The organism is Acidovorax sp. M14 (genome assembly GCF_049331375.1).
Lineage (GTDB): Bacteria > Pseudomonadota > Gammaproteobacteria > Burkholderiales > Burkholderiaceae_C > Acidovorax.
On record NZ_CP186263.1, the window covers coordinates 2,723,544 to 2,736,554 of the forward strand.

Consider the following 13,011-nt stretch of genomic DNA (forward strand, 5'->3'; position numbering starts at 1 on the left):
CAAATGCGCTAGTCGAACATGCCCGAGCAGCTCTCTTTTCAATAGCAAACCATCAGAGCTTGCGGGCCATGGCAATGTGCGCAATGCCCGCCTCTTCGTACGGCTCGCCCACCACCGCGAACCCCGCCCGGCGGTAAAAGCCCTCGGCGCTGCGCTGGGCGTGCAATTGCACTTCGGCATCGCCCCGGGCACGCGCCGCGTCCACCAGCGCATCCAGCAATTGGCGACCCCACTGCGCGCCGCGGACCGACCGGTCCACCGCCATGCGGCCGATGCGGCCCACACCGGGCGCGTGCTGCAGCAGGCGGCCCGCAGCGACGGGCATGCCCAGCCGGTTGTACAGCACAGCGTGGCGCGCCGAGATGTCATGCCTATCGGCCTCGACCTCGGCCGGGATGCCCTGCTCGTGCACAAACACATCGGTGCGCACGCGGCCGGCATCGCGACCCAGAGTGTTCCAGTCGCCCGTGCGCACCTCGGCCATCTCGGCGCCCGCTTCAAAGCCTTCAAAGATCGCGCGCAATGCGGGCGGCACGGGGCGAGATGTCTGCGTGGCCGGGTCGGCAAACACATAGACCAGTTCGGCCGAGATCAGCAGCCGGTCGCCACAGAAAATGCCCGCCGTGAACAGGCACGACGAATTGCCAATGCGCGCGCACTTCAGGCCCACATCCAGCGTGTCATCCAGCCGCGCCGAAGCGTGGTACTCCACCGTGGCCTTCTTCACATACATCTCGCCGCCCAGCGCCAGCATGCTCGCCTCGTACGGCAGCGCCAGCGCGCGCCAGTACTCGGACATGGCGGTATCGACATACATGAGGTAGTGCGCGTTGAACACGATCTTTTGCATGTCCACCTCGGCCCAGCGCACGCGCAGGCGGTGGAAACAACGGAAATCACTGCGTTGCATGGGTTGGTTTACTCCAGGTGAAAAGCCAGGCGCAGCGCACGGGCCGCGTCGGCATGGGCCTTGCGCGCCTCGGGGATGGCGCGGCCCATCTTGATGAATTCGTGGGTCACACCGCGGTAGATGTCCAGGTCCACCGGCACGCCCGCCAGGCGCAGCTTGTCGGCGTAGTCCACGCCTTCGTCCACCAGCGGGTCGCATTCGGCCAGGCCGATCCAGGCGGGCGCCACGCCTTCCACGTCCGGCGCCAGCAGCGGGGCAAACCGCCAGTCTTCGCGCTCCTCGCGCGTGGTCACGTAGTGGCCAAAGAACCAGCTGATGGCGGGCTCTTCCAGCACCAGGCCGCGCGCAAAAGTGGCGTGCGAAGGCGTGTCCTGGTGGGCTGCGCAGCCGGGGTAGATCAGCAGCTGTAGCGCCAGAGGCAGGCCCGCATCGCGCGCCAGGATGGCGTTGACGGCGGCCAGTGTGCCGCCTGCGCTGTCACCGCCCACGGCCAGGCGTTGGGGGTCAGCGCCCAGGCCCTTAGCGTTGGCAGCGAGCCATTGCAACGCATCCCACGCATCGTTGCTGGCCGTGGGAAAGCGGTACTCCGGCGCTAGCCGGTAGTCCAGCGAGACCACCATGCAACCGGCCAGACGCGCCAGCTCGCGGCACAGGATGTCGTGCGTGGCAATGTTGCCGATGGTGAAGCCGCCTCCGTGCGTGTACAGTAGCACGGGCAGGCCCTTGTCCGTACTGGGCGCGTACAGCCGTGCGGGCAGCTGTGCACCGTCGCGGGTGGGGATCTGCAGGTCTTCCACCCGCGCCAGCGCGGCTTTGGGCACCTCCAGCACGTCGGCGCCTGCCTGGTAGGCGATGCGTGCCTCTTGCGGCGTGCGCGTGTGCAGCGGCGGGTGCCCGGCGCGGGCCATGCGTTCAAGCACGCTGCGCATCTGCGGGGTCAGGCGGGTGTGGTGGATGTGCAGATCGGTCAACGGTCGGGGTCTCGGCAAAAAAGACAACGGCCCGCGCGGCGGCGGGCCGCTGAGGGGTGGGTTACTTGAAGCTCAGTCGCACGGGTGTAGCGCCGGGCAAGCCGTCATACGTGGCCGTCACCGACAAGCCAGCCTTGGGCGGCAGCAATGCGGAGAAAGAGCCCAGGCTGATCAGGTCGCCCGGCTGCATGGCCAGGCCCTCCTGCGCCAGCGCTCCAGCCAGCCACACCACGGCATTGAGCGGGTGGTCCAGGATGTCGCTGCCCTTGCCGCCGCCCAGGCGCGCGCCGGTGCCATCGGTCAACGACACGTTCATGTCGGCCAGGGCCTTCAGCATCGCAAAACGTTCGCCCCGGTAAGCCGGCACGGCAATGGGCGCGCCCGCCACTCCGAGGCGTGCACCCACGTTGATGGCGGTCACGCCGGCGCCGTTGAGCTTGGGCGGCGCCTGCACCATCAGGTCGGGCAACTCGATAAAGGGGATGATCTGGTCCACGGCGTCCAGCACGTCCATGGGGGTTATGGCCTGGTTGATGGCGGCGCTTTTCACACGCACCAGCATGTCGGCCTCGTAAAGCGGGCGGGCACCGAAGGCCGCATCCACCGTGGCGCCGCTGGGCAGCACCATGCCTTCATACAGCTTGCCCCACACGGGCTTGTCGGTGTTGAAGCGCTTTTGCACGGCGGGGTTGGTAAGGCCGGCCTTGTAGCCAATCACCTTGCCCATGCGCTGGGCCAGCAAAGCGTTGACCTTGCCTCGTGTGCAGGCGCCATCGGCGTCCGTCAGGTTCTCGGGGTTGGCGGCGGGGGTCTTGGCGACATAGTTGGCCACCAGGTCGGCGGCCTGTGCGTCGGTGAGGCACTGGGCCTGGGCGCTTGTCGCAGATGCGACGGCTACCAGGGCCGCCATCAGGGTTTGCTTCGTTTTCACGCGTGTCTCCTCCTTATAAAGTGAGCTCAGAACTCGTTTCAAGGGCTGGCGAGCTATCGTAATCGCTGGCACTCCCATTCACACATCCTGTTGCACCATGGCTTTCATCTACTACGTCACCCAGATCCAGTTTGAATTCGGCGCTGTCCAACTGCTCAAGCAGGAATGCGAGCGCGTGGGCATCACCCGCCCGTTGATCGTGACGGACCCCGGCGTGAAGGCCGCAGGCGTGCTGCAAAAGGCGCTCGATGCGCTGCCGGGCATGACGGTGGCCGTGTTTGACCAGACCCCGTCCAACCCCACCGAAGCCGCCGTGCGCGCTGCCGTGGACATGTACAAGGCCCAGGGCTGCGACGGCCTGATTGCCGTGGGTGGCGGCTCGGCCATCGACTGCGCCAAGGGCATCGCGATTGCCGCCACGCACGAAGGCCCCCTCACCCACTACGCCACCATCGAGGGCGGCTCGCCGCGCATCACCGACCGTGCCGCACCACTGATTGCCGTGCCCACCACCAGCGGCACGGGCAGCGAGGTGGCGCGCGGCGCCATCATCATCGTGGACGACCACCGCAAGCTCGGCTTTCACTCGTGGAACCTGGTGCCCAAGACCGCCATCTGCGACCCGGAACTCACCCTCGGCCTGCCCCCCATGCTCACGGCTGCCACGGGCATGGACGCAATTGCGCACTGCATGGAAACCTTCATGTCTGCCGCGTTCAACCCACCCGCCGACGGCATTGCGCTGGACGGCCTCACACGCGGCTGGGCGAACATCGAACAGGCCACCAAAAACGGCAGCGACCGCGATGCACGCCTGCACATGATGAGCGCCAGCATGCAGGGCGCCATGGCCTTCCAGAAGGGCCTGGGCGCCGTGCACTCGCTCAGCCACAGCCTGGGCGGCGTAAACCCGCGCCTGCACCATGGCACGCTCAATGCCATGTTTTTGCCCGCCGTGGTGCGCTTCAACGCGCAGGCCGAATCGGTGCAGAAGGAAAAGCGCCTGGAACGCATGGCCCACGCCATGGGCCTGGCCAGCGCAGGCGACATCCCCGAAGCCATCCGCGACATGAACGCCCGCCTGGGCCTGCCCTCGGGCTTGGCCGCCATGGGCGTGACCGAAAGCATGTTCGACGACATCATCAAGGGTGCGATGGCCGACCACTGCCACAAGACCAACCCGCGCATCGCCACGCCCGAGGAATACCGCGACTTGCTGGCGCAGTCGCTCTGAGCCCAGCCGCATCGCCCTTCGGGCAACTGCCGTGCACCTGAGCGCGGCAGCCCATGGCGCGGGAAACCGACGCGTGCCAGTGCCCTTGTCAGGAGCACCTTGCGCGCGCCGGTAGCTCCGAAGTTTTACAAAACGTCACACATCAGCAACACCCAGCCGGTGGTGCTGCGCAAAACCGCGCTCACAACTTCTCACAAGATAGACTCGCCGCTGTCAACAATTAATTAACCATTCATTACCACAGGGGTTGTGGGGAGGACCACCGTCAATGCGCACCGGAAATCTCACCACCTGGCTTCTGCGGGGCACCTACCCCCGGCTGTATGTGTCCATCGTGGCGATCATCCTGCTGGTCACGGGGGTGCGCTACCACTACCTGCTGGCTGCAGAAACTGACGAAGCCCTGCAGCAAGGCTCCACCGAACTGCGGCGCGCCAGCGACCCATTGCAGCTGCGACTGGCCGCCGAGCCCGCGCCCGATGCCGACACCATCACCCGTATCCTGACCGAGGGGCTGGCGCAGGCCGCGCCGGCAGTGGCTTCCATCAAATGGCAGGCCGCCGACCAGCCCGCCATCGAGGTCACCGCCTTTCCCTACCCCGCCGTTGCTCCCAAATGGTTTACCGACTGGCTGGACCTCTCTGCCCCGGTGCAGCAGTCCGGCCTGGCGCTGGCAGATGGCACATCGGGCCGACTGACGGTAACGGCCCATCCGCAGCCCCTGACAGACCAGGTGTGGGCCACGGTGCTGGTGCAGGCGCGCATCTCGGCACTCAACATCTTCACCATCTTCTTTTTGCTGACGCTATTGCTGCGCGCCAATGCCCGCATGCTGCAGCGCCTGGCCCAGGCCACCGATGCGTTTCGCCAAGGCTATCTGAGCACCCGCATGGAAGTCACCGGCACGCTGGAGTCCCGCGCCATGGCCGAGACCTTCAACGACATGGCGGGCAAGGTGCAGTCCCTGGTGCTGTCCTTGCATGAAACACAGCGCCAGCAAAGCGAGCAACTGCACTTCACCCGCCAGTTGATCGATGCCCTGCCCCTGCCCGTGTTTGTGCGCCATGCCGACGGCACCTACCTGGACGCCAACCGCGCATGGCAGCGCCTGTTCCAGTCACAGCCAGGTGCTGACGGCGCCGCAGGCGCCAGCCTGCCTGCCGAACTGGCCCCGGAACGGTCGGCCCACATCGCCAGTGCGCACGACAACGAAATCCGCATCCGCCCGCCTCACCAGCCCCCGCTGGACATGGCCTACTACGAAGCGCCCTTCACCAGCACCAACGGCGAACTGGCCGGCACCATCGGTACGCTGGTGGACGTGACGGAACGCAAACGCGCCCAGGAGGCCCTGCGCGCCGAAAAGGAGCGTGCCGAGGTCACCCTCGCCTCCATCGGCGACGGCGTCATCACCACCGACCTGGGTGGGCGCATCGAGACCATCAACGAGGCCGCGCAACTCATGACCGGCTTTACCGCCGACCAGGCGCTGGGCCGGCAGCTGGACGACGTGTTTCGCCTGTACGAAGAGCCCGCCAGCCGCACCGCCAGCGCGGCCGCCGAACGCGACACGCAGCCTGGCGGGCTGCAGCAGGCCACCTACGAGGTGCTGATCCACCGCTCGGGCGAGCGCTACGCCATCGAGTACACGGCCGCCGCCATCCGCGAGGGCAACGGCCACGCCACAGGCTGCGTGCTGGTGTTCCGCGACGTGACCGAAACGCGCAACCTGCGCCATCAGATCTCCTGGCACGCCCGCCACGATGCGCTCACCGGCCTGTACAACCGCGCAGCGCTGGCCGAAAAGCTCACGCACGCCCTGTTTGTGGCCCGCAACCATCAGCTGCTGCTGGCAGTGAGCATGCTGGACCTGGACCACTTCCAGGCGGTGAACGATACCTTTGGCCAGCGCGTGGGCGACCGCCTGCTCAAGGAAGTGGCCCGGCGCCTGGGCGCCTTCATCACACCCCAAGAAGCCGTGGCCCGCATGGGCGGCGACGAGTTTGTACTGCTGCTGGGCGAACAGCCCGATGTGCCCGCCATCGAGGCGCGCCTGGCCGTGCTGATGCAACAACTGGCCGCGCCCTATGCGATTGACGACCGCCTGGTGAACATCACCGTCAGCATTGGCGTGGCCGTGTTTCCCCAAGACGACGCCAACCCCGACACCCTCCTGCGCCACGCCGACCAGGCCATGTGCCAGGCCAAGAGCTTCGGGCGCAACCAGCTGCACGTGTTCGACGTGCAACACGACCACGCCGTGCAGACCCAGCACACCCGCCAGACGCGGGTGGCCCGCGCACTGCACGCGGGCGAACTGGTGCTGCACTACCAGCCCAAGGTCAACCTGCGCACGGGCGAGATCATCGGGCTCGAAGCCTTGCTGCGCTGGCAACACCCGCAGGAGGGGCTGCTGGGCCCCCAGCACGTGCTGCCGCTGGTGGAGGACACGGATCTGCAGGTTGAACTGGGCGAATGGGTGCTGCGCCAGGCCTTGGCGCAGATGCGGGTGTGGAGCGATGCGGGCATGGGATGGGAGGTCAGCGTCAACATCGCAGCGCCCCACTTTCACCGGCCCAATTTCGTACAGCGGCTCAAGGACATCCTGCACACCTGCCCCGAGGTGTCTCCCGCACGGCTGGAGCTGGAGATTCTGGAATCTGCTGCGCTGGAAGACATGCAGTACATGCGCCGCATGATGCAAAGCTGCCAGGCCCTGGGCGTGCGTTTTGCGCTGGACGACTTCGGCACCGGCTTTTCGTCGCTGTCGTACCTCAAGCGTCTGCCCGCCGAGACCATCAAGATCGACCAGTCCTTCGTGCGCGGCATCCTGGAGGACGGCGACGACCTCACCCTCGTCAAAGCCATCGTGGCGCTGGCGGCTGCGTTCCACCGCCATGTGGTGGCCGAAGGGGTCGAAACCGCCGAGCACTGCGCCAAGCTGCTGGAGCTGGGCTGCGAACGCGCGCAGGGGTACGGCATTGCCAAGCCCATGCCTGCGGCCGATGTGCTGCCTTGGGCCCGCGACCACGCTGCACGCCATGCTGCGCGGGCGGTGCAAGAGGCAGCGCGCCGGTCTGCCTCGATCTGAGAATCCTTCGGCCAGCGCAGCGGTCCCAGCGGGCGACGATGGCGCTGCGGCCCCGCCGCACTACAACCGCTGCACCGCGCCCATGTCCGGCCGCTCCAGCCATTCGCGCCACTCATCCACCAGCTGCTGGCTGGCGCGCGTGGCCGCGAGCCACGCCTGGGCCCGGGCACGGCTGTCCGTGCCGTAGTGGGTGAAGTCGTTGCGGTCGGGCAGCTTGGCGTTGGGCAATCGGCGCACCCAGTCCGGGTCGGGTGACAGCACCACCATGTTGTCGAGCGCCGACGTGGCCTTGTGGCGCCACTTCAGCCCCTTGTCCAGCCAGCCCGGCACCACGCGGTGCTGGAAGTGGGGGTAGAGCACGATGCCGCCAGCACCCGCACGCAACGGCTCGGACGCGGTTTTGAAGCCTTTTCCGCCGGAAGCGCTAGTACTCATTACCTGAGCAGCTATCAATTCAGAAGCACCACTGTTCGGCAGACCATAGGCAAGATGCAGGTGGTAGTCGGTGATGCCCCCATCCCAGTAGGCGCCCCGGGGCGCGCCCGGGATGTTGTGCACGGCCTGCAACACAAACGGGATCGAGCAGCTGGCCTGCAGCGCCTGCATGAAATTGTCTGCGTTCAGCCCCACCTGCCGGGTGCGGTAGTCGGTCGTGGCAAAAGGCAGTGCCGCACCCGACGAGGAAAACACCACCCGCTCCAGCCAGGCCCCCATCGCCTTGCGGTGCACGGTGTTGGTCACAAACGCCCCCAGATACCCCAGCGGCGTGCCCAGCGCATGCTCACGCCCCAGCACATGGCGGCCCCGGGACGTGACGATGTGCAGGCGGTAGCGGGGGTGGCTGAGCACTTCCTGCACCCGCCCGCCGTAGAACGCCTCCAGGTTCTGGCCGAACCGCTCGCTCACATGGGCGGCCGTGGGGCGCTTTTTTCCGGGTGGCAGCTCGTAGTCCTGGTGGATGTAGTCGTGCTCCAGCCGCTCAAAAGCCGCCACCGATTGCTGCAGGCAGGCCGTGGCCATGCGCCAGGCGCCAATTGAGGCGCCCACCAGGTGCACGGGCTGATCGGAGCGCGGCAGCCACTCCCCAAAAATGAACCGGTCCATCGGCCCCAGGATCAGTCCCTTGGGACCGCCAGCTGCTGCCGGGATTACGCCCACGTCAGCGGGCCGCAGGCCCTGTTGTTCCAGGTGTTGGCGGGCGCGGGGGCCAGCGTGGATGCGCAGTGCTTTCATGGCGCCGATTGTCGCAAAGCGGCTGGGGCAGCACAGTCAATCCGTAGACCGCCCCAGCAGCGCCTTCCTACGGCAACCGCCTGACCCGCTACCGGGCTGCTAGACGATGAAGTCCGCCGCCGCCTCCGGCCGGGCGGTCCAGTCGATGGGGTCTTGCTGCAGCACCATGTCGATGTCGAGCCCCAGGGCCAGCCCCACTTCACCGGGGAAGGACACTGCCAGCTCCTTCTCGTTCAGCTCGGCCTCGCGGGCGCGGGCGCGCCAGGCGGCCAGGTGGATCACGCCCGCCAAGGGTTCGTACACCTTGTTGTCAAACGGCGCATGCTGGTGCTGCAGGGCATCAATCACCACCTCAGGCAGTTGCCAGCGGCGCGCGCAGCCCGCGGTGACCTGCCCATAGCTGTAGCCAAAGATGCGCTGCTCGATCTTGTCGCGGCGCAGGTCAAATGGCGCTACCAGGGTGTTGACTGACTGGGCCTTCTCAGGGTCGGCCAGGTGGATCACCAGCTCGCCCAGCGCATGCAGCAAACCGGCGGTATAGGCCGCGATCTGGTTGTGGTGGACGATGCCTGCCAGCGAGCGCGCGAGCTTGGCGGTGTTGAGGCTGTAACGCCAGAACTGCTGCATGTTGACCCCAGGCACCGAGCGTGAGGTAGTGCCCAGCGGGGCCGAAGTGACCAGTGTGCGCAGCTGTGCAGTGCCCAGCAGCGCCAGCGCCTCGGGGATGCCAGCAATCTGCCCGGGCAACTGGAAGGTGGGGGAATTGGCCAGCTCCAGCAGGCGCGCGGCCAGGGCCGGGTCGGTGCCAAACAGCTGGTTCAGGCGCCGCAGGCTGGGCTCAGCGTGGGCCAGCTCGCTCATCAGCAGCGCCACGGCGCGCGGAAGGCTGGGCAGTGCCACAGGTTGGGCCAGCAGTGCGTTCAACTCCATGGGGTACGGCGCCGGTGGTTGGTTCAGGTGCTGGCGATTATGGGCCCCTGCACGGCCAAAAAACCACCGGCGGCACAGCGGGCTGCGTCAGCGGCCTTTGGCCTGTTGCAACTTCGCAAATGCCGACGCCATGGCCGACTGCTGCACAGGCTCGGGGCCACGGCGCTGGGGCTGTGCATAGCCACGGCCTGCGCCCTCAAAGCGGTTGTCACGGGGTGCGCCCCGGTCGCCGCCCTGCCGGGGTGGCGCGGCGTCCAGCTTCATCGACAGGCCGATGCGCTTGCGCTCCACGTCCACCTCCATGACCTTGACCTTGACGATGTCGCCGGTCTTGACCACCTCGCGCGCGTCGTTCACGAACTTGTGCGCCAGCTGGCTCACATGCACCAGGCCGTCCTGGTGAACGCCCAGGTCCACAAAGGCGCCGAACTGGGCCACGTTGCTCACCGTGCCTTCGAGGATCATGCCTTCCTTCAGGTCCTTGATGTCTTCCACGCCGTCGTTGAAGCGCGCCACCTTGAAGTCGGGGCGCGGGTCGCGGCCAGGCTTTTCCAGCTCGGCCAGGATGTCCTTGACGGTGATCACGCCAAATTTTTCGTTGGCGAACAGTTCGGGCTTGAGCGTCTTGAGCATATCGGCGCGCCCCATGATCTCGGCCACGGGCTTGCCGGTCTTCTCCATGATCTGCTCGACCACGGGATAGGTTTCGGGGTGCACGCCGGTCATATCCAGCGGGTTGTCACCGCCGCGAATGCGCAAGAAGCCCGCGCTCTGCTCAAAGGTCTTGGCGCCCAGGCCGGCCACTTCCATCAGCTGCTTGCGGCTCTTGAACGCGCCATTGGCCTCGCGCCAGCGCACCACGGCCTTGGCCACACTGCCCGACAAGCCCGACACGCGGCTGAGCAACGGCACGCTGGCCGTGTTCAGGTCCACGCCCACCGAGTTCACGCAGTCTTCCACCACCGTGCCCAGGGTGCGTGCCAGCTCGCTCTGGTTCACGTCGTGCTGGTACTGGCCCACGCCGATGCTCTTGGGATCGATCTTGACCAGCTCGGCCAGCGGGTCCTGCAGGCGGCGGGCGATGGAGGCGGCGCCGCGCAGGCTCACGTCCACATCGGGCATCTCCTGGCTGGCGTATTCGCTGGCGGAATACACCGAGGCGCCCGCCTCGCTCACCACCACCTTCTCGATGCTGCGGTCCGCCTTGGCCGCCATCTTGATCAGGTCAGCCGCCAGCTTGTCGGTCTCGCGGCTGGCCGTGCCGTTGCCGATGGCGATCAGGTTCACGCCGTGCTTTTCCACCAGCTTGGCCAGGGTGAAGAGCGAGCCGTCCCAGTCGCGCTTGGGCTCGTGCGGATACACGGTGGCGGTCTCCACCAGCTTGCCCGTGGCGTCCACCACCGCCACCTTCACGCCGGTGCGGATGCCGGGGTCCAGCCCCATCACCACGCGCGGGCCGGCCGGTGCGGCCAGCAGCAGGTCGCGCAGGTTGTCGGCAAACACCTTGATGGCCACCTTCTCGGCCTCGTCGCGCAGGCGGGCGAACAGGTCGCGCTCGGTCGAGAGGCTGAGCTTGACGCGCCAGGTCCAGGCCACGCACTTGCGGATCAGGTCGTCCGCCTTGCGGCCCTGGTGGCTCCAGCCCAGGTGCAGGGCGATCTTGCCTTCGGCGATGCTGGGCTTGCCGGGTTCGGCCTCCACCGGCAGCGCCAGCTTGGCTTCCAGGATCTCCAGCCCGCGCCCCCGGAACACCGCCAGCGCGCGGTGCGAGGGCACGCGGCCGATGGGTTCGTCGTAGTCAAAGTAGTCGCGGAACTTGGAGACCTCGGGGTCGTTCTCGTTCTTGCTGTCCACCTTCTTGCTGCGCAGCAGGCCCTCGGCCCACAGCCACTCGCGCAGGTTCTGCACCAGCGCCGGGTCTTCGGCCCAGCGCTCGGAGAGGATGTCGCGCACACCGTCGAGCACGGCGGGCACGGTGGAGAAATCGGCGCCGGGCTTGCCGTCGTCCAGCACTTCGGGCGGCTTGGTGAACGCGGCGGCCTCCACGGCAGGGTCCAGCGTGGGGTCGGCAAACAGCTTGTCGGCCAGCGGCTCGATGCCGAACTCGCGCGCAATCTGGCCCTTGGTGCGGCGCTTTTGCTTGAACGGCAGGTAGATGTCTTCCAGCTCTTGCTTGGTGGGCGCGGCGGCAATGGCGGCACGCAGCGCGTCGGTCAGCTTGCCTTGTTCGTCGATGGCCTTGAGCACGGCCACGCGGCGGTCTTCCAGCTCGCGCAGATAGGCCAGCCGTGCCTCCAGTTCGCGCAACTGAATGTCGTCCAACCCGCCCGTCACTTCCTTGCGGTAGCGGGCGATGAAGGGCACCGTGGCACCGCCGTCCAGCAGCTCCACCGCTGCACGCACCTGTTGTTCACTGACTTTGATTTCTGCGGCCAACTGCCGAACGATCTGCTGCATGGGTGGGGCGGACTCTCTGAAACTCGGTCAAACAAAAAAGCGAAGCGCGCGAGTTTGCCACAGGCGGTTTGGCAGCCCGGAGACGGGGCGGCGGATTGTTCTCGATACTGGAACAGTTAGTTTGCGACTGAGTGGTTTTTCTCTGAACACCATCGGCGTACAGTTCATCCCATCGATGAGCCGAACCCGCAAGGCGACTCACCGAACCCGGTTCAGGAATGGTTTTTGACCCGGCTTTTTTGAGACGCTTTTTAACTTTCAAGGATTTTCATCATGAACAAGACCGCCCGTTTCCTCTCCGTCGCCGCTGTTGCCGCTTTCGCCGCTTTTGGTGCCCATGCTGACGAAGCCGATGGCTCGCAATTTGCCCTGAAGTTCGATACGAACCGCACCCGCGCTGAAGTGGCTGCCGAAGCCGTCACCGAAGCCCGTACCCACAGCATGGAACCCGCAGGTTCGCGCGTGGTGACTTACAAGTCCACCGCCGACCGTTCTGCCGTACGTGCCCAGGCTGCTGAAGCTGTTCGCACCGGCCAGATCCCTTCGGGTGAATTCAGCGCCATGTAATTTGGCAGACCAACTGCTTGAGTTGGATTGAAGCAGTTGCGGGACTTCCCATGGTGGTGGCACTTCGCGCGGTGCGGGTGCTGCTGCCATGGGGAGTGTTAACTGAACCGCAGGGGCGGGCAGGCAAAAAGGGCTCCTTTTGGGAGCCCTTTTTGTTGGTGGACTGCATGGGCTTACGGGCAGCCACACGCTGGGCACCGCCAGCCCTTCATAGAATGAAGGACTGTTCACACGCCGTTCCATGTCCCTTCCCTCCTTCCCCATCCGCACCGAATGCCCTCCCGGCACCTGCGTGTGCGACCGGGATGCGCTACTCCAGACGCCAGGCAGCGATGTGCGCATCCTGATGCTCACGCGCAGCGAAGAGAAGAAGATGCTGGAGCGGCTGGAGAACCTGGGCAGCCTGGCCGACCTGCGCAGGATGCAGGAGCGCATGGAGCAACAACTGGGCATTCGCCTGTCCATCACCCAAAGCCCGAACGAGGTGCGCACCCTCCGGGGCATTGCGATCCTGGTGCATGAACAGCCGGGCCTGTGCCGCAAGACGCGGCAGGCCATTCCGGCTGCCATCAAGAAGAGCATGGACGCCCAGCCCCAGATCGCGTTTGACCTGCTGGACGAGAGCGGGCTGTTTGGCGGCGCGTAGCGCCTTGGCCCCCTCGCTCTGCTCTTAGCCGCCCCACCCCA

General features: G+C 66.4%; 10 protein-coding genes. 4 read left to right on the forward strand and 6 right to left on the reverse strand.

All coding sequences use genetic code 11. The annotated features are described in order from the left end of the window. Window positions 1-52: 52 nt before the first annotated feature. The 3 genes from ACOYR4_RS12505 to ACOYR4_RS12515 form a co-directional block, all read right to left on the reverse strand. Window positions 53-910: a YbgC/FadM family acyl-CoA thioesterase gene (locus ACOYR4_RS12505; RefSeq protein ID WP_015013854.1), complete on the reverse strand. Its 858-nt coding sequence runs from the start codon at window positions 908-910 to the stop codon at window positions 53-55. An 8-nt stretch (window positions 911-918) separates the two neighbouring features. Then, window positions 919-1,881, reverse strand: a complete 963-nt coding sequence (locus ACOYR4_RS12510) for an alpha/beta hydrolase (protein WP_422846816.1) — start codon at window positions 1,879-1,881, stop codon at window positions 919-921. Window positions 1,882-1,942: 61 nt separating this feature from the next. Beyond that, complete coding sequence (locus ACOYR4_RS12515) at window positions 1,943-2,812, reverse strand: 2-keto-4-pentenoate hydratase (RefSeq protein ID WP_422846817.1); 870 nt, start codon at window positions 2,810-2,812, stop codon at window positions 1,943-1,945. A 97-nt stretch (window positions 2,813-2,909) separates the two neighbouring features. Between ACOYR4_RS12515 and ACOYR4_RS12520 the strand changes: the two genes are divergently transcribed. After that, the gene (locus ACOYR4_RS12520) at window positions 2,910-4,046 is read left to right on the forward strand and encodes an iron-containing alcohol dehydrogenase (RefSeq protein WP_422846818.1); all 1,137 of its coding nucleotides are present in this window, start codon (window positions 2,910-2,912) and stop codon (window positions 4,044-4,046) included. A 268-nt stretch (window positions 4,047-4,314) separates the two neighbouring features. Next, window positions 4,315-7,137, forward strand: a complete 2,823-nt coding sequence (locus ACOYR4_RS12525) for an EAL domain-containing protein (protein ID WP_422846819.1) — start codon at window positions 4,315-4,317, stop codon at window positions 7,135-7,137. A gap of 60 nt (window positions 7,138-7,197) precedes the next feature. On the opposite strand, the gene ACOYR4_RS12530 is transcribed toward ACOYR4_RS12525, so the two are convergent. The 3 genes from ACOYR4_RS12530 to ACOYR4_RS12540 form a co-directional block, all read right to left on the reverse strand. Next, window positions 7,198-8,370, reverse strand: coding sequence for a patatin-like phospholipase family protein (locus ACOYR4_RS12530; RefSeq protein ID WP_422846820.1), 1,173 nt, complete (start codon window positions 8,368-8,370; stop codon window positions 7,198-7,200). A gap of 99 nt (window positions 8,371-8,469) precedes the next feature. Then, window positions 8,470-9,300, reverse strand: a complete 831-nt coding sequence (locus ACOYR4_RS12535) for an HDOD domain-containing protein (RefSeq protein WP_015013848.1) — start codon at window positions 9,298-9,300, stop codon at window positions 8,470-8,472. Between the two features lie 87 nt (window positions 9,301-9,387). Beyond that, window positions 9,388-11,757, reverse strand: a complete 2,370-nt coding sequence (locus ACOYR4_RS12540) for a Tex family protein (protein WP_422846821.1) — start codon at window positions 11,755-11,757, stop codon at window positions 9,388-9,390. Window positions 11,758-12,030: 273 nt separating this feature from the next. Here ACOYR4_RS12540 and ACOYR4_RS12545 point away from each other — a divergent pair, with 273 nt between their 5' ends. Together ACOYR4_RS12545 and ACOYR4_RS12550 are read left to right on the forward strand one after the other, a co-directional pair. Next, the gene (locus ACOYR4_RS12545; protein ID WP_422846822.1) at window positions 12,031-12,324 is read left to right on the forward strand and encodes a DUF4148 domain-containing protein; all 294 of its coding nucleotides are present in this window, start codon (window positions 12,031-12,033) and stop codon (window positions 12,322-12,324) included. Window positions 12,325-12,565: 241 nt separating this feature from the next. Beyond that, a complete protein-coding gene (locus ACOYR4_RS12550) occupies window positions 12,566-12,970 on the forward strand; it encodes a hypothetical protein (RefSeq protein ID WP_422846823.1) in 405 nt (134 codons plus the stop codon). Window positions 12,971-13,011 lie beyond the last annotated feature (41 nt).

Excerpts from the sequence above, each read along its gene's own strand:
- ACOYR4_RS12540 (WP_422846821.1), bottom strand. The coding sequence starts at position 11,757 with ATGCAGCAGATCGTTCGGCAGTTGGCCGCAGAAATCAAAGTCAGTGAA.
- ACOYR4_RS12520 (WP_422846818.1), top strand. The coding sequence starts at position 2,910 with ATGGCTTTCATCTACTACGTCACCCAGATCCAGTTTGAATTCGGCGCT.
- ACOYR4_RS12525 (WP_422846819.1), top strand. The coding sequence starts at position 4,315 with ATGCGCACCGGAAATCTCACCACCTGGCTTCTGCGGGGCACCTACCCC.
- ACOYR4_RS12550 (WP_422846823.1), top strand. The coding sequence starts at position 12,566 with ATGTCCCTTCCCTCCTTCCCCATCCGCACCGAATGCCCTCCCGGCACC.
- ACOYR4_RS12505 (WP_015013854.1), bottom strand. The coding sequence starts at position 910 with ATGCAACGCAGTGATTTCCGTTGTTTCCACCGCCTGCGCGTGCGCTGG.
- ACOYR4_RS12530 (WP_422846820.1), bottom strand. The coding sequence starts at position 8,370 with ATGAAAGCACTGCGCATCCACGCTGGCCCCCGCGCCCGCCAACACCTG.
- ACOYR4_RS12535 (WP_015013848.1), bottom strand. The coding sequence starts at position 9,300 with ATGGAGTTGAACGCACTGCTGGCCCAACCTGTGGCACTGCCCAGCCTT.
- ACOYR4_RS12545 (WP_422846822.1), top strand. The coding sequence starts at position 12,031 with ATGAACAAGACCGCCCGTTTCCTCTCCGTCGCCGCTGTTGCCGCTTTC.